This is a genomic window from Aeromonas sp. s9 (assembly GCF_040907765.1).
Classification (GTDB): Bacteria; Pseudomonadota; Gammaproteobacteria; order Enterobacterales; family Aeromonadaceae; genus Aeromonas; species Aeromonas caviae.
Genome location: NZ_JBFOCK010000020.1, coordinates 17,694 through 33,679, shown reverse-complemented (window position 1 = coordinate 33,679; position 15,986 = coordinate 17,694). Strand labels below are relative to the sequence as shown.

General features: G+C 63.6%; 16 protein-coding genes. 8 read left to right on the top strand and 8 right to left on the bottom strand.

The features are described 5' to 3' along the window. Both AB5Y54_RS04115 and AB5Y54_RS04110 read right to left on the bottom strand, forming a co-directional pair. Nucleotides 1-1,143 carry a 3-phenylpropionate MFS transporter gene (locus AB5Y54_RS04115; RefSeq protein ID WP_368153270.1) on the bottom strand — a complete coding sequence of 381 codons (1,143 nt, stop codon included), beginning with the start codon at nt 1,141-1,143 and terminating at the stop codon, nt 1-3. A 261-nt stretch (nt 1,144-1,404) separates the two neighbouring features. Then, nucleotides 1,405-3,498, bottom strand: a complete 2,094-nt coding sequence (locus tag AB5Y54_RS04110; RefSeq protein ID WP_368153268.1) for a TonB-dependent hemoglobin/transferrin/lactoferrin family receptor — start codon at nt 3,496-3,498, stop codon at nt 1,405-1,407. A gap of 195 nt (nt 3,499-3,693) precedes the next feature. Between AB5Y54_RS04110 and AB5Y54_RS04105 the strand changes: the two genes are divergently transcribed. Genes AB5Y54_RS04105 through AB5Y54_RS04095 form a run of 3 tightly spaced genes read left to right on the top strand, consistent with a single transcriptional unit; the run spans nt 3,694 to nt 5,675 of the window. Then, nucleotides 3,694-4,662, top strand: coding sequence for a ChaN family lipoprotein (locus AB5Y54_RS04105; protein WP_368153267.1), 969 nt, complete (start codon nt 3,694-3,696; stop codon nt 4,660-4,662). Between the two features lie 14 nt (nt 4,663-4,676). Further along, nucleotides 4,677-5,210: a cysteine hydrolase family protein gene (locus AB5Y54_RS04100; RefSeq protein WP_368153266.1), complete on the top strand. Its 534-nt coding sequence runs from the start codon at nt 4,677-4,679 to the stop codon at nt 5,208-5,210. A 57-nt stretch (nt 5,211-5,267) separates the two neighbouring features. After that, nucleotides 5,268-5,675 carry a hypothetical protein gene (locus tag AB5Y54_RS04095; protein WP_041211184.1) on the top strand — a complete coding sequence of 136 codons (408 nt, stop codon included), beginning with the start codon at nt 5,268-5,270 and terminating at the stop codon, nt 5,673-5,675. A 65-nt stretch (nt 5,676-5,740) separates the two neighbouring features. Here the strand turns inward: AB5Y54_RS04095 and hutZ are convergent, their stop codons facing one another. Together hutZ and hutX are read right to left on the bottom strand one after the other, a co-directional pair. Further along, nucleotides 5,741-6,298, bottom strand: a complete 558-nt coding sequence (gene hutZ / locus AB5Y54_RS04090) for a heme utilization protein HutZ (protein ID WP_010673228.1) — start codon at nt 6,296-6,298, stop codon at nt 5,741-5,743. Next, complete coding sequence (gene hutX / locus AB5Y54_RS04085; RefSeq protein ID WP_041214612.1) at nt 6,295-6,807, bottom strand: heme utilization cystosolic carrier protein HutX; 513 nt, start codon at nt 6,805-6,807, stop codon at nt 6,295-6,297. Before hutX ends, hutZ begins: the two co-directional genes overlap by 4 nt. 167 nt (nt 6,808-6,974) lie before the next feature. Between hutX and AB5Y54_RS04080 the strand changes: the two genes are divergently transcribed. From AB5Y54_RS04080 to AB5Y54_RS04070, 3 genes are read left to right on the top strand one after another with little or no spacing between them, the layout of a single operon-like run. Beyond that, on the top strand, nt 6,975-7,820 hold the full coding sequence (locus AB5Y54_RS04080) for a hemin ABC transporter substrate-binding protein (RefSeq protein WP_103260746.1): 846 nt from the start codon (nt 6,975-6,977) through the stop codon (nt 7,818-7,820). After that, nucleotides 7,817-8,848, top strand: coding sequence for an iron ABC transporter permease (locus tag AB5Y54_RS04075; protein ID WP_039040072.1), 1,032 nt, complete (start codon nt 7,817-7,819; stop codon nt 8,846-8,848). Before AB5Y54_RS04080 ends, AB5Y54_RS04075 begins: the two co-directional genes overlap by 4 nt. A gap of 15 nt (nt 8,849-8,863) precedes the next feature. Further along, nucleotides 8,864-9,655, top strand: a complete 792-nt coding sequence (locus AB5Y54_RS04070; protein WP_042016790.1) for a heme ABC transporter ATP-binding protein — start codon at nt 8,864-8,866, stop codon at nt 9,653-9,655. A 97-nt stretch (nt 9,656-9,752) separates the two neighbouring features. On the opposite strand, the gene AB5Y54_RS04065 is transcribed toward AB5Y54_RS04070, so the two are convergent. Further along, nucleotides 9,753-10,361: a YitT family protein gene (locus AB5Y54_RS04065; RefSeq protein WP_010673223.1), complete on the bottom strand. Its 609-nt coding sequence runs from the start codon at nt 10,359-10,361 to the stop codon at nt 9,753-9,755. A gap of 292 nt (nt 10,362-10,653) precedes the next feature. On the opposite strand from AB5Y54_RS04065, the gene AB5Y54_RS04060 reads away from it, so the two are divergent. Both AB5Y54_RS04060 and AB5Y54_RS04055 read left to right on the top strand, forming a co-directional pair. After that, nucleotides 10,654-12,003 (top strand): UDP-glucose/GDP-mannose dehydrogenase family protein, encoded by a 1,350-nt coding sequence (locus tag AB5Y54_RS04060; protein WP_223931682.1) that lies wholly within the window; start codon nt 10,654-10,656, stop codon nt 12,001-12,003. Next, nucleotides 12,000-12,998 (top strand): NAD-dependent epimerase, encoded by a 999-nt coding sequence (locus AB5Y54_RS04055; RefSeq protein ID WP_201984524.1) that lies wholly within the window; start codon nt 12,000-12,002, stop codon nt 12,996-12,998. The genes AB5Y54_RS04060 and AB5Y54_RS04055 overlap by 4 nt, the downstream gene beginning before the upstream one ends. Before the next feature lie 41 nt (nt 12,999-13,039). On the opposite strand, the gene AB5Y54_RS04050 is transcribed toward AB5Y54_RS04055, so the two are convergent. Genes AB5Y54_RS04050 through AB5Y54_RS04040 form a run of 3 tightly spaced genes read right to left on the bottom strand, consistent with a single transcriptional unit; the run spans nt 13,040 to nt 15,817 of the window. Beyond that, on the bottom strand, nt 13,040-14,728 hold the full coding sequence (locus tag AB5Y54_RS04050; protein WP_201984525.1) for a glycosyltransferase family 39 protein: 1,689 nt from the start codon (nt 14,726-14,728) through the stop codon (nt 13,040-13,042). Next, nucleotides 14,718-15,077 (bottom strand): lipid-A-disaccharide synthase N-terminal domain-containing protein, encoded by a 360-nt coding sequence (locus tag AB5Y54_RS04045; RefSeq protein ID WP_045523761.1) that lies wholly within the window; start codon nt 15,075-15,077, stop codon nt 14,718-14,720. Before AB5Y54_RS04045 ends, AB5Y54_RS04050 begins: the two co-directional genes overlap by 11 nt. Beyond that, nucleotides 15,077-15,817 (bottom strand): glycosyltransferase family 2 protein, encoded by a 741-nt coding sequence (locus tag AB5Y54_RS04040; protein WP_103244355.1) that lies wholly within the window; start codon nt 15,815-15,817, stop codon nt 15,077-15,079. Before AB5Y54_RS04040 ends, AB5Y54_RS04045 begins: the two co-directional genes overlap by 1 nt. Nucleotides 15,818-15,986: the final 169 nt, after the last annotated feature.

Genomic DNA, 15,986 nt, shown 5'->3' with positions numbered 1-15,986 from the left:
TCATCGGCCCTGTTCAGGGCTCTCTTCACGCAGCCGCAACACGAAGACCGGCAGCACTACCAGCACCATGATAAAGAAGATGCCGCCCCCCAGCGGCTCGAACAGCACGCCGCAGATCGCCATCAGGGCCGCCACCGTCATGCCAAGGCCCAGGGCCGCATAGAGCGCCTGGGTGGGGATCTGCTGCTCCGCGGGCAACTGGCGGGTCATGAAGCGGATGGCGCCGAGGTGACTGACGCAGAAGGTGACCCCGTGCAGCAGCTGGCCGAGCACCAGCACCGCCAGGTCGGTAGAACTGCCGAGCAGCACCCAGCGCACCACGCAGCCAAGGGCCCCCACCAGAAACAGGGTCTGGGCGCCGAAGCGCTGGAGGAAGCGCTTGTCCGCGGCGAACATGGCGATCTCCGCCAGCACTCCCAGAGCCCAGAGATACCCGATCAGGGTGCCGCTGTAGCCGGCGCTTTTCCAGTAGATGGCGCTGAAACCGTAGTAGGCCGCGTGGCTCCCTTGCAGCAGGGCGGTGATGAGCAGGAAGCGGCGCACCGGGGCCGACCTGAGCGTGACGAGCAGCGAGGCCTTGGCCCGCTCCCCTTGCAGCTCCCGAGGGGCGGGTCGCAGCGGCAGCAGGCTGAGCCCCAGCATGATCAGCAGCCCGGCCACCATGGTGTGCAGCACCCAGTCGCTGCCAAAGTTGCCCACCAGGGCCCCCACCAGGGTGGAGGCGACGATAAAGGCAAAGGAGCCGCACAGCCGCACCTTGCCGTAGTCGAGGTGGGTCTGAACCACCATGCGGGTGGCAAGCGCCTCTCCCATGGGCATCAGGGTCGGGTAGATGAAGTTGGCCGCCAGGGTCAGCACCACCAGCCACCAGAGGCTGTGGCCCAGATAGAAACCGAGAAAGGCCAGCAGACTCAGCAGACAGAGCAGCCGGGTGACGGGCAGCAACTGGCCGGCACCCTTGACTCGCCCCATCACCATCAGGTTGCCGGCAAAACGGATGGCCATGCCCACCCCCAGCAACAGCCCTATCTGTTCAGTACTCACCCCGATGCCTTCCAGCCAGAGCGACCAGAACGGCAGGTAGGCGCCATAAACGAAGTAGAAGGCACCAAAAAACAGGGCTAACCAGGAGAACGCGGGCATAGAGGCTCAGGCTGCATGACAAGGGGCACAAATGATAACCGATTTCGGGACGGGGATCCCCAGGCGGCATGACAGATAAAAACCATAAATATCAATAAAGTTGAACCTTTGTCACATCCCCCTGTCTATTGGGTAACACCGCTTCCTGATGAGTGTTGCAATCCTTCCACCCGCCCTTGGCGGGTTTCTTTTTTGCAGACGCCGACCTTCATGACAAAAGGGGCCCGAGGGCCCCTTTTCCTTCATGCTGATCGACGACCATCAGAACACGTACTTGACCCGTGCACTGAGGTTGCGGCCAGGCTCGGTCTGCTTGCTGGTATCCGCGGTGGCGGCAAGGCCGGTGATGCTCTCGTAGCTCACGTACTCCTTGTCAAACAGGTTGAATACCCCCACGTTGAGCTGCAGGTCCTGCACCGGCTTGAACTGGGCATAGAGATCCACCACGCCCCAGCCTGCGCTCTTGATGTTGTCGTTGCCTCGCGCATCCTTGCCCACCTTGTCCATGTCGTCGGCAAAGCGCAATGCGGTGGTGATGTTCCAGTTCGGCTGCTCCAGACGCACCCCGACGCTGCCGTTCAGGGGGCTCAGGCTGTTGATGTAGTTGCCCTCGCCATCCTTGCCCTCGATGTAGGCCAGGTTGCCCCAGACGTTGACCAGCTCGTTCAACCAGTAGTCCGCCTTGGCCTCGGCCCCCTTGGTGGTCGCCTTGTCCAGGTTCTGGTACTGATAGAGGGCGGTACGGCCTTCGGTGCCCACGGCCGTCAGCTCGATGAAGTCGTCGAACTTGTTGTAGAAGGTGGCCACTTCATAGCTGAACCCGCCACGGCTGCCGCGCACCCCCAGATCGATGCCGTCGCTGCTCTCTGGCTTGAGGTTCGGGTTGGGCTCGATGCGATAGCCATACGCCTGGTGGTTCAGGGTGGAGAAGGCGTTGTCATACATGGGCGCTTTGAAGCCGTGGCTGTACTGGGCGAACAGGTTCGCCGCCTCGTGCGCCTTGAACACCAGCCCCAGCTTGGGAGAGAACTCCCCTTCGGAGATCTTCTTCATGTTCTCGCCCGTGTAGGCGGGATCCTCGTCCGGGGTCATCTTGTAGTAGTCGTAACGCACGCCCGGGGTCAGCACCCAGCGCTCGCCGAACTTGATCTCGTCAAAGGCCCAGAGCGCACTGCGCTCGCTGGTGGTGGAGGGGAAGCTCAGCTCGTTGTAGCCGACGAAGTCACCCGGAACGGTCGGCCCCTTGAAGCGGGTGCGCTCGTTGTCGGTATGCTCGTATTCCAGGCCCCAGGCCAGACGCTGGCTGGCGAGCGCCTTGTTGAACTTCACCTGGGCGCCCAGGCTCTCCTGCTCGAAACCGTTGTGATCCAGGGAGTTCTTGGTCACATAGGGGTTGCCCGGCATGACCGGATACTTGGACGAAGCGTACTGATCCAGGGTCTGCTTGGCGCGGCTGTAGTAGATCTTGCTGTCCACGCGATCCGCCCAGGGGGCGTTCAGGGCGAGGCCATGATCCAGTACCAGGGAGAGGTTGTCGGTCTCCTTGTCGGTAATGGGCTGGTTGAAGACGGAGCCCGCCTTGGTCAGATCGATGGCATCCGGATCCTGCCCCTCGGTGAAGTAATCCACCGTCAGTTTCAGGAACTGATCATCGGAGAGATTCCACTTGCTCTTGAACAGCACGGCCTGGCTGACGATGTCGAACTCGTTCTTGTCGCCGTCATAATTCTGGGTGACACCGCCATCGCGCCATGTGTAGCGCAGCAGGTTCTCGACTTCCCCGGTGCGCAGCGCCCCCGTGATGCCGGCCATTCTCTGGTGGCTGCTGGAGGCATAACCCGTGGTCGCATCCAGATAGCTGTCGCGGCCCTTGAGGAAGTCGCCAGCATCCTTGGTGGTGATGGCAATGACGCCTCCCAGAGCATCGGAACCGTAAGCGGCAGAGGCCGGCCCTTTGGCCACTTCCACCTGCTTGATCATGTCGGTGTCGAAGTAGGTCTGACCCACGCCGCCATTCTTGTAGGCATCGTTCTGGCGCACACCGTCCTGCACCACCTTGACCCGGTTTTCGCTCATGCCGCGAATGGTGAAGGTCTGGGCATCTCCTGCGCCTCCCTGCACGCTCACCCCGGGCTCATAGCGGAACAGATCGGCGACGTTGCTGACGACCTGCTCTTCAATCTGCTCCGAGGTAATGACGGCGATGGGACCGGAAACATCTTCCAGCTTCTGTTCCATCCGTGAGCCGCTGACGACCATGACTTCATCGGCTTTCTTGTCTGCGGCGAAAGCGGGGGAGATCAGCCCGGCCGCCACGGCGAGGGCTATCAGGGAGGGGGTGTTGTTGTGCGCCACTGCAAAGTCCTTATTGAGAATTATTATCAAGCGGAAGGCATATTACCCCGCCATAGACAAAGATCAATAATAAAGTGAATCATTCTCATTTCACTTTATCATCATTCCCCCTTACACTGGCGCCACTTTTTGCTCGCCATGCCGCCATCCCATGGTGCAGCCTTTTCCCATCCCCTGTTTCTTGAGTGAGTAACCATGATCCGACGACTCCCCCTGCTCGCCCTGCCCCTGCTGCTGGCCGCCTGCGCCACCACGCCGCAGAACACCCCACCCGAGACCCTCTATGACGCACGGCTCGATACGGCCCAGGGGCAGGCGTTGACCTTCGAGCAGGCGGTGGCCCGGGTGGCGGATGCCGACATCGTGCTGGTGGGGGAACTTCACACTCACCCGGCCATCCATCTGTTGCAGGCCCGTCTGCTGGCGGGGCTTGACGAGACGTCGCAGGCAGATGGCCGGGCCCTGGTACTCTCCATGGAGCAGTTCAGCCGCGCCGATCAGCCGGTGCTGGATGCCTACCTGGCCGGACGCATCGGCGAATCGGCCCTCATTCGAGATGGCCATGCCTGGCCCAACTACCAGAGTGATTACCGCCCTCTGGTGGAGTTCGCCAAGGCGCAGCACCTGCCAGTGATTGCCGCCAATGCCCCCAAACCTCTGGTGAGCTGCGTCGGTCAGGAGGGATCGGCCTGGCTCGACAAACTGCCGGCCAATCGCCGCAGCCAGCTTGCCCGCGAGCTGACTCTGGGGGATGACGGCTACCGCCAGAAGTTCATGGCTTCCATGCACCATGGGGATGCGGACGGCAACGCCCGTCGCTTCGCCGCCCAGACCAGCTGGGACGACACCATGGCCGAAAGCATGGTGGATTATCTGGGCAAGCATCCCGGCAGGCGCATCATGCATATCGCCGGCAACTTCCACGTGGAAGGGGGGCTCGGGATCGCCAGTCGCATCGCCAGCCGCAATCCGGCACTCAAGGTGGCACTCATCGTGCCGCAAACCGGTGACGAGACAGCCCCCGGGAGAGACGCAGACGTCAGGGTCCAGATCGCTCCCCTGCCGGAACGCTGGCTAAATGCAAAGGAAATGAAGCAAGATATGGGCGCACTGCATCAATCCCGAAGCCGTGACTGCAGCCAATGGTTGCAACCCTCAAAATAGCCCAAGGATTTCATATGGATGTGTTACTCGTCATCGACATGCAACAGGGGTTGTTCGATAACCCCCGCCATCAGGATGCCCAGGTCATCGCCAACATCAATCGTCTGGCCGATCGCGTGCGGGGCCAACACGGACGGGTCATCTATGTGCAACACGACGAACCGGGTTCCGAGCTGGAACCTGGCAGTGCAGGCTGGCAACTGCACGCCGATCTGACCCCGTCTCCCCACGACAGCCGGGTGCGCAAGACCGCCTGTGACAGCTTCCTCGACACCGAGCTCGGCTTCCTGCTGGCAGAGCAGTCGGTAGACAGACTGCTCATCTGCGGCTGTGCCACCGACTTTTGCGTCGATACCACGTTGCGCAGCGCCGCCGCCATGGGCTTTGACGCCTTTGCGGTGACCGACGCCCATACCACGGCGGACAGGCCGCACCTGAGTGCGGAGCAGATCATCCAGCACCACCACTTCATGTGGCGGCATCTGAGCCTGCCTCAAGGCAGAAGCGTGACCCTGCTCACGACGGATGAGCTGCTGGCCACCATTTAACCCGAGCGGGCGTGTTAAGCTGCCCGTCCTGATGTGAACACCCGATTGGAGTCTTGTGTGCGTCTACTCTCTGCCGTTGCCCTCACGCTGCTGTTACCGGCGCTCACCGCCTGCTCCGGCTTGCCGGGGGCAGCACCCGATGGCCCGGCCCCCCTGTTCCACACCCATATCAGCGACGACGGGAGCAAGCGCTTCACCTTCGAGGCCGCCCCTCTCGACGTCCTGCCCACCCGGTTGCAGGAGGGAGATGACAACCGGCTGAGCCGCCGCGACAAGAGCCTGCTGGAACGCCGGGAAGCCCTGCAGGACGAGCAGCTCACCCAGATGCTGGCCACGCGCAAGTATTGCCGAAGCGGCTATATCGTCCTCAGCCAGACCTCCTGGAAGATCCGCGGGGAATGCAACGAGAGCGCCACCCAGGCCGATCGCGATGCCTTCCCCAACCAGGCAGGCTGGCAAGAGTAACCCGGGACATAACAACAAAATGGGCAGCCCAGGCTGCCCGTTTTCTCATCTCGCTAACTGTCCCCTCAAACGGGTTCATCCGCCGGGCTGGTCAGCTCGGCGCCATTGTCGATGCGTTTGTGCCCTTCCACCAGGTGAACGAAGTCCACCAGTTCGTCGCCGGAGACACGGAACGCCTGACCGAATCCCTTGACGAACAGTCCCTGCTCGGGCTTGAGCCTAAACAGCACGAAGTCCTTGAGGTTGGAGAGCCCTTTGACTATCTCGCCGAAGCGCCCTTCCAGCGCCGCAACGGCCTTCTCCCAGCGTGCGTCGTCGCGGGCCACCACCTCGGCGACCGCATCGAAGGTCAGACGCTTGCGGGCAAACAGCTCGCGGGCACCGGTTTCGTCCTCAATCAGCATCAGCGATACCTTGGGCACCTGTTGCAGGTTGCGGGCGTGGCGAGCTATCTCGGAGATGAGCACGTAGTATCCATCTTCCTGCAGCACGAAGGGGGCATAGCTGGCATTGGGGTTGCCTTCGCCATCCACAGTGGCGAGCTGCAGGGTACGGCAACCGTCGCGGAACTCGCGGATCTCCGGTTGCAGGCGGTTTTGCAGGCGCTCCTGACGTTCACTCATGCTTTCACTTCCTCTTGATACTGACGGCGCAGGGCCATGAAACGCTCCACCTGCTCAGGCAGCAGTTGACGCTGCTCGTCCCGGCCCAGGTAGATCTTGAAAATGCAGCGGCCACTGTGGCCGAAGAACTGGAAGGAGTGCCCCTCCTTGCCCATGAAGAGCTTGCTGACCAGGGCGATGCCTGCCACGTTGTCGAGCTTGAGGTGGCCGTGCAGCTCCCCGTCCCGCCCCATCAGGTTGTAGTAGCCGCGCGCGTTCTTGCCCTTGGGGAAGGGAGCCTTCACCTCGAAGATGGAGCCATCGGATTCGACGATGGTGGTCACCTGACCCCAGCTGGCCAGGTCCGCCAGCAGGGCTTCGGCCTCCCCGGCCGGCACTTGCGTCATCAGGGCGGCAGGCAGATGGCGTACCACCTCCCATTCGCTGACGGCCAGCTCGGTGGCGAGGGTGGACGGGTGGGCGCTGGGGTCTTGCTCCAGCAGCGCGTGAATGCGTTGTGCAATGCTCATCGGTTCTCCCTGGATGATCTGGCGATGGTGCTCGGTGTCGCGGCGGATACTGTAATAAAGCGCCCCAAGTAACGCAATTGATAATCGCTTTCATTCTCAGTGCATTTTGATGGGCGACTTGATATTCTCGGCGGCAACCCTATTTCATTCACCCTTCGGAGGTTCGCATGGGCCGTCGTTTTGCCCTCGCATTCAGCCTGCTCGGCTGTGCCCTTTCCCTCTCTTCCCCATCCGTCATGGCGGGGGAGCGTATCGTCAGCATAGGCCCGGCCACCACGGAACTCATCCTGGCGCTGGGGGGCGAGCAGAGCCTGGTCGCCACCGATGTCAGCAGTCCGGAGCCCAGAGGCGTGCCCAAGGTCGGCTATCACCGTGCCCTCGCCGCCGAAGGGATCCTGAGTCTCTCTCCGACCCTGGTGGTCGGCAGCGACGAGATGGGCCCGAACAGCACGCTTGATCAGTTGCGCCGTGCCAACGTCAAGGTCGAGGTCATGGCCACAGCCCCTACGCTGGCCAACCTCAACGAGCGTATCGACACCCTGGCCCATCTCCTGGGTGACCAGGCGGCAGGGAGCAAGCTCAAGGAGGAGATTGCCGCCCAGAGCGACACCCTGGCGGCGCAGGCGAAGCAGAACAAGCCCCTCAAGGTCGCCTTCCTGCTGCTGCACAAGGGTCAGCCCACCAGCATCGCCGGTGGCAACACCACCGCCAGCGCCCTCGTCACCCTGGCGGGCGGCGTCAATCCGGTGGCTGGGCTCCACGACTACAAGCCCGTCTCCACCGAATCCCTCATCGAGCTGCAACCTGATCTGGTGCTGGTGAGCGGCCGCGACTGGCAGCAGTATCAGGATCCCGACGCCGTCCTGAGTCAGGTGCCCGCCCTGTCAGCCACCCCGGCAGGCAAGAACAAGGCTATCCACGCCATCGACGGACATGCCCTGCAAGGGGGCCTCAGCCTTCGTTCCTTGCAACAGGCGAACCAGATCGCCCAGTGGATCAAGCAGGGTTCCTGATGCGCCTGCCTCTGCCCTGGCTGCTCGCCCTGACCGGCTGCGCGCTGGCGTTGCTGCTGGTCGGGTCCCTCGCGACCGGCCCCATGTCCCTCTCCCTTGGTGAGAGCCTGCGCGCCCTGTTTGCCGGACCACAGAGCGGGATTGAGGCTCACAAATTATTGATCGTGCAGGAGATCCGTCTGCCACGAACCCTGCTCTGCATCGCCGTGGGGGGCATTCTCGGCCTCTGCGGCGCCGTGATGCAGGGACTGTTTCGCAACCCCCTGGCAGACCCCGGCATCATAGGGGTGTCGGGTGGCGCGGCACTCGGCGCGGCCCTGGCCATCGTGCTGCTCGCCCCGCTGGGCTCGCACCTGCAGAGCCTGCTCGGCCTGGGGTTGCTGCCCCTGCTCGCCTTTCTCGGCGGAGCCCTCACCACCACCCTCGTCTATCTGCTGGGTACCCGGGAAGGGGGCACCTCGGTCACCGTGATGCTGCTGGCCGGGGTGGCCATCACGGCGCTCTCCGGCGCCGTCATCGGACTGCTCACCTATCTCGCCGACGATCAGATGCTGCGCAACCTGAGCCTGTGGCAGATGGGCTCCCTGGCGGCAGGCAAGCCGGTCGATGTGACGCTGGCGCTGCTGACCCTGGCCGCCCTACTGCTGTTGTTCATGCGCGATGCCAATCCCCTCAACGCCCTGCTGCTGGGAGAGGGAGAGGCACGGCATCTGGGGGTGAACGTGCAGACGCTGAAGCGTCGCCTCATCCTGCTCACCGCTGCCGGTGTCGGCGTGGCGGTGGCCGTGGCGGGCATGATCGGCTTTGTCGGCCTGGTGGTTCCCCATCTGGTACGGCTGCTGGCCGGTCCCAACCATGTCCGCCTGCTCCCGCTGTCTGCCCTACTGGGGGCTGGCCTGCTGCTGGGGGCCGACATGCTGGCACGCACCCTGCTCGCACCGGCCGAGCTGCCCGTCGGCATCATCACCGCCCTGCTGGGGGCCCCCTTCTTCATCTGGCTCTTGGTCAAGAGCCGCCGAACCCTGTAACAGGAGATCGTCACTTTGCCCGGATCCCCCTCCCCCCTGCTCAGTTGCCGGGGTCTTCGCCTCAGTCGTGGCAACCGGCTTATCCTGGACAGCCTGGATCTCGACCTGCATGCCGGCAGCCTGACCGCCCTGCTCGGCCCCAACGGGGCGGGCAAAAGCTCACTGCTCAAGTGCCTGACCGGCGAGCTGGAACATGAAGGGGAGATCCACCTGTTCGGCCAGACCCGCAGGGGGTGGGCCGACAACGCTCTGGCACACCGGGTCGGTGTGCTGCCGCAAAGCTCCTCCTTGAGCTTCCCCTTCCTGTGCGAAGAGGTGGTGGCCATGGGCCGGCTGCCCCACAGCGAGCCTGCCAGCCGGCGCGACGAGATAGTCCGCGCCGCCATGACCCACGCCGGGGTCGACCATCTGGCAAACCGCCTCTATCCCGGCCTCTCCGGCGGGGAGCGTCAACGGGTGCAGTTCGCCCGGGTGCTGGCCCAGATCTGGCAGGCCCCGGAGGAACCGCAGCAAGCGCGGCTGCTGCTGCTGGACGAGCCCACCTCTGCGCTGGATCTCAAATACCAGCACCAGTTGCTCGCCATGGCCCGAGCACTGGCCGGTCGCAATACCGCCGTGCTGGTGGTGTTGCACGATCTCAATCTGGCAGCCCGCTACGCCGATAGGCTGGTGATGCTGGAGCAGGGCAGGCTGATGGCTGACGGCAGCGCAGGCGAGGTGCTGACCCCAGCGCTCATCGCGCGCCTCTACGACTACCCCGCACAGGTGATCCACCACCCCGAGAGCGGCGTCCCCATGGTGGTGTGACACCCAAGGGCAGATAGCAACAGAGCGCCATCAGGCGCTCTGTCTTTTTGCGGTATCCAGCCCTGGGCTGACCTGCAGGGCAACTCCCACGGGCACATCAGGCTATCTGGTAGCGTCCCGGCTTGTGATTGAGTGTCAACACCAGATTACAGATGATGGCTGCCACCACGGAAAGCACCAGCAGCCAGGGGGAGACCACGAAGAAAGAGGCGACCACGATGGCGCAATCTAGCCCCATTTGCAGCTTACCTGCCCGCACACCCCATCTGTCCTGAATGAAGAGCGCCAGGATGTTGAAGCCCCCCAGGCTCGCCTTGTGGCGGAACATGATGAGCAGCCCCATGCCGATCAGGGTGCCGCCGATCAGCGCCGCATAGACGGGTTCGATCTTGCCGATTTGCAGCACGGCGTTGAGGTGATCCGTCATGAATGAGACGGTGGCCACGGCGGCAAAGGTATTGAGGGTGAAACGCGGCCCCATTCTGAGCCAGGCCAGGGCATAGAAAGGCAGGTTCATGGCGAAGAACAGCAGGCCGAAGCTGATGCCGGTCACCTGTTGCAGCAGCAGCGCCAGGCCGGCGGTGCCACCGGTGAGCAGGCCGACCTGATGGAACAGGAAGATGCCGAGGGAAACGAAGCCTGCTGCGGTCAGCAAGGCGAGCACATCCTCATAGAGCGGGTGCGCAGAGCGTGAAGTGTTGTCCATAACCAGGTATCCAGTCGCGAAGCAAGAGAGTGTTAGCCGCCCGTCGGGCGGAGCGAGCCCCGTTAACCGGGGCTTCGTTATGCCGACAGTCTCCAATTTGAGTGAGATGGATCACAAGTCCCGCCCTTCACGCGCCAAAATGGTGCGCGTCATCCAGGCGTTACAATCCTTGCACCAAAATGTCCCACACTCACCGCCGGCCTGATGCTGAAAAACCTGAAACGGGCCGCTGCCCCCGCGCCCGAATCGTTCTAGAATGAGTCGCTTGTCACTGCCAGCGGAACAACAGCGGATGAGAGTCACCGTATTCGGAATAGGTTATGTCGGGTTGGTTCAGGCCGCCGTACTGGCGGAGATGGGTCACAAGGTGGCCTGCGTGGATGTGGATGCCGACAAGGTCGCGGGCCTGAAAGAGGGGCGCATTCCCCTCTTCGAGCCCGGTCTCGCCCCCCTGGTGCAGCGCAACCATCAGGCCGGTCGCCTGATCTTCACCACAGACCCGGCCCGGGCGGTGGAGTTTGCCGAGCTTATCTTCATCGCGGTCGGAACGCCGCCGGACGAGGACGGGTCTGCCGACCTCCATCAGGTAATGACGGTGGCGGACACCATAGGCCGCCTGATGCAAGGGGGCAAGGTGGTGGTCAACAAGAGCACTGTCCCTGTCGGCACCGCCAGCCGGGTACGGCGACACATTGCGGAGCGCCTCGCCGACCGTGGTCTCGATCTTCCGCTCGACGTGGTTTCCAACCCCGAATTTCTGAAGGAGGGCGCCGCCGTCGCCGACTGCCTGCGGCCGGATCGCATCATCATCGGCACCGACTCCGATCACGCCTTCTCCCTGCTGGAGGAGCTCTACGCCCCCTTCAACCGCAAGCGAGACCGCATCCTGCGGATGGATGCACGCAGCGCCGAACTGACCAAGTACGCCGCCAACGCCATGCTGGCGACCCGCATCTCCTTCATGAACGAGATGGCCACCCTGGCCGAAGCCCTGGGCGCCGACATCGAGGAGGTGCGCAAGGGCATTGGTGCCGATCCGCGCATCGGCCACCACTTCATCTACCCGGGCTGCGGTTATGGCGGATCCTGCTTCCCCAAGGATGTCAGGGCGCTGATCCACACCGCGAAGGAGGCGGGGTGCGAGACCCCCCTGCTGCGCTCGGTGGAGCAGGTCAACGAGGCGCAGAAGCACAGGCTCATGAACCGGCTGCACCACCATTTTGGCGCCAGTCTGTCGGGGCGCACCTTCGCGTTATGGGGACTCGCCTTCAAACCCAATACCGACGACATGCGCGAAGCCCCGAGCAGGGTGCTGATGGAGGCGATCTGGGCGGCAGGAGGCAAGGTGCAGGCGTTCGACCCCGAGGCCATGACCGAGGCCGCCCGCCTCTATGGCCAGCGGGCGGACTTGACCCTGTGCGACACCCAGGAAACCGCCCTCCAGGGGGCTGATGCCCTGCTCGTCTGCACAGAGTGGCAACAGTTCCGCGCACCGGATTTCGACCTGCTTCGCCAGACCCTGAAGCAGGCCATCATCTTCGACGGCCGCAACCTCTATGATCCGGCCCGTCTGCGCCAGCGCGGTTTCACCTACTATGCCATCGGCCGTGGCGATAGCCTGACCCATCAGGAGGAGCGATGAAGTACCTCGTCACCGGCGCCGCCGGGTTTATCGGATTTCATGTGGCGCGCAGGCTCTGTGGCGACGGCCATCAGGTGGTGGGGATAGACAACCTCAACGACTACTACACGGTGAGTCTCAAGGAGGCGCGCCTCGCCCTGCTCACGCCTCTGCCCGGCTTTCGCTTCGAGCGCACCGATCTCGCGGACCGCGCGGCCATGGCTTCGCTCTTTGCCCGCGAGCAGTTTGACCGGGTGATCCATCTGGGGGCCCAGGCCGGGGTGCGCTACTCCCTGGACAACCCCTTCGCCTATGCCGACAGCAACCTCACCGGCCACCTCACCGTGCTGGAAGGGTGTCGCCAGACCCGGGTGCAGCACCTGATCTATGCCTCCTCCAGCTCGGTCTACGGGCCGAACGAACAGATGCCGTTCAAGCCGTCCCATGGGGCGGATCATCCCGTCTCTCTCTATGCGGCGAGCAAGAAGGCGGGAGAGCTGATGGCCCACTCCTACTCCCATCTCTACGGCCTGCCCACAACCGGGCTGCGCTTTTTCACCGTCTACGGCCCCTGGGGTCGGCCCGACATGGCCCTGTTCAAGTTCGTGCACGCCATCCTGAACGGCGACCCCATCGACCTCTACAACCAGGGCCAGCTCAGCCGGGATTTCACCCATGTCGACGACATCGTCGAGGGGATAGTGCGCATCTCAGACATCCCCCCTGCGGGCGATGCCCACTGGCAGGGGGCCCCGGACGCCAGCCCGGCCCCCTATCGCCTCTTCAACATCGGCAACGGCAGCCCGGTCAGGCTGCTGGACTTCGTGGATGCCATCGAGGCGGCCCTCGGCAAACGGGCCATCCGCAACATGCTACCCATGCAGCCCGGCGACGTGCTCGCCACCTGGGCCGACACCCGCTCGTTGTTTGACGCCACGGGCTATCGCCCCCGTGTCGGGCTCAAGGAAGGGGTTGACGGCTTTGTCCGCTGGTATCGGGACTACTACCGGGTCTGAGCCAGGCGAGGTGGCAGGGTCGCCTGGTTCAGACCCTGCGCTCAGGATGAAGGGGTATAGCTGAAGGGCACCATGGTGGGGGAGAGCCCACGACAGGCGGGTTTGAGTGCTTGCGGGCCTGCCAGCAGCCAGTCGGTACGGTGACGGTTGCCGAGGTTTTCCATCTTCGCGGGGTCAAAACACCTCACCATCAGGTCGGCGCTCCCCAGTACCCAGCGCCCGGGGGCAGCCCCTATCCAGGCGGCAGCTTCCCTGGCCTGCTCCCCGTCCCCCATTAGATAAGGGTAATGTTTCACTGGTTGCAGGCTAAACAGCAGATGTTGCTCTTTGAAGCCCGCCAGCAGCAGTTCATCCCCCACAGGCACCTTCTGCGCCGCCAATGCCATGACTGCCTGAGGGGTGCGCACCTCGTTGAGGCGCACGCTTATCCAGCAGGAGTAGATCAGCCACCCCACCACCAGGGAGCTGAGAATGGCGGTCAGTGGCGCCCGGCGAAGCCAGGCATTGATCAGCAGCAAGGATCCCCCCAGCACCAGCAGGGGAAGCCAGGGCTCCGGCCCCAGTTCCCCCAGACGGCTGGCCACTCTGTCGCTAAATGCCAGCACCAGAGCCCCCATCAGCCCTGCCCCCCCCAGCAGCCAGCCAAGCCCGGCCAGCAGTCGCCCCGGCCAGACCCGGACCAGCAGGGTGCCGATGAAGGGTGCGGTCAGGAGCGCCAGGGCGGGCGTACCGGGCGTGATGTAGACGCCCCGCTTGCCCGGCGAGCAGGAGAAAAACAGCACCACCAGCACCAGATAACCCAGCAGCAGCAGGATACGCCTGTCCTGCGCCCGGATGGCGCGCCGCCAGGCCACCACCAGCCAGGGCAACAGCAGGGAGAGCGGCAGCCAGAACGGCGGGATCACCGAGGTGAGGTAGTACCAGAAGGGTTTGACGTGGTGCCAGGCGCTGGTATAGCGAGTCACCGTCTGGCGCAGCAGTATGTTGTCTCTGTAGGCCAGCAGGAGGGGATCCCCGCTTCGGGTCACGGCCTCCAGCATGGGGACCAGCCAGAGGCCCATCGCCAGGGCCATTGCCAGCGGCCCGAGCAGGGCCTTCAGCCAGGCTGACAAGGGCGCGGCGCGGATTTGCGACCTGTGGGTCCAGAGCGCGGGAAGCAGCACCAGCAGGGCCAGTACTCCTACCCCCTTGGTGATGACGCCAAGCCCCGCGGCAAACCAGCCGAGCCAGTACCAGCGCCACCCTCCCTCGCAGAGCAGGAAGCGCAGAAAACCATAGAGACCGAGGGTGATGAAGGCCGTCGCCAGGGCATCGATCTGCGCCGTCTTGGCCTGCAGGGTGAACTGGACGGTGAACAGCAGCAATAGCCCGGCCATAAAGCCGACCGCTGGGTTCCATAACCGACGCCCCAGGTCCCACACCAGCAAGATGGTCAGCAAGCCAGACAGCAGGGAGGGCAGCAGAAAGGCCACCTTGATGGAGCCAGTCAACACATAACCGATCGCGATCCCCCACATAAACAGCGGCGGCTTGTCCGGATAGAGCTCCCCGCCGCGCATGGGGAAGAGCCACTGGCCACTCTCCACCATCTCCTTGGCGATCAGGGCAAAGCGCGGCTCGTCCGCCGGCCAGGGGTCCCGCAGACCCAGCCCGGCCCCCAGCACCACCAGCGCGATCAGCAGCAACCAGCCAAGGGACGTCTGATTGAGCAGGGTGCGATCACTCACCATGACGAGCCTCCCCGGTCACTCCCTTGTCACGCCGCCAGCCCCGATGCTGGATATCGAGATAGAGGCTGTAGAGCGCGGTGAAGGTGGGGAAGAGGTTTTGCAGCACGCCGACGGAGTCCTGCTTGGGAGAGAAGGTGAAGTAGCTGAGCGTCATCAGGCTGCCGAGCACGCTCATGTACCAGAACAGGCGCGGGATGACGGGTCGCCCCGCCCGCCTGGACGCCAGAAACTGCACCAGCCAGCGTCCGCCGAACATCAGCGCCCCCGTGTAGCCGATCAGCTTCCAGCCGGTGACGTGCACCCCGGTCCAGTCCAGCCAGTCGATGGGGGCAGACAGCCAGGCGTCCATCACTCCAGCATCTCCCGGATTTCAACCACCTTGGAGCGGCGCTGCAACCACCAGACCCCGACCACGTCCACCAGCCCGACCCAGAGCCGGTTCCAGACCCCGTATTTGGAGATGCCCGCCTGGCGTGGCCTGTGGTTGACCGGCCAGGGCGCCATGCGCCCCCCTTGAGCCTGGATCAGCGCTGGGATGTAGCGGTGCATGTGATTGAAGGCAGGCAGTTTCAGATACCAGTCGCGACGCACCACCTTGAGCCCGCAGCCGGTATCCGGAATGCCGTCGCGCAGCAGCAGATCGCGAAAGCCGTTGGCCAGCGTTGAAGAGAGGCGCTTGACCCAGTCGTCACGGCGGTTGACCCGGTGGCCGATGAGGCCCACCTGGTATGGATCGCTCTGGTAGCGGCGCATCGCCTCCTCCAGCATGGCGGGAATGTCGGCGGGATCGTTCTGACCATCGCCGTCGAGTACCACCAGCCAGTCGCCACGCCCGTGGCGCACCCCGCTCAGCACCGCCATGCTCTGGCCCACGGCATGGACATGGCACAGCACCCTCAGCCTGGTGAAACGCGTCTGCAAATCGCGCAGCACCACATGACTACCGTCCACACTGCCATCGTCCACATAGATAAGTTCGTACTCGAACCTGCCCCCAAGGGCGGCATCTATTTCGCCGACGAGCGGGGCCAGATTGTCCCGCTCATCCTTGGCAGGCACCACGACAGAGATATCGACCGATTCGACCATATGCATATCCTGCCCTCATCCGAGGCGCTATCGATTCACCCGGCCGACCCGACGACATTGCATCGTGGCCTGGCTGACATCATGCAAATACAAGGCGTTAGAAAACAACTGTGTCAGCATATTGAACCTCAATTAACAAATCTGTCAAAGCAGTCACTGACCCGGGAAC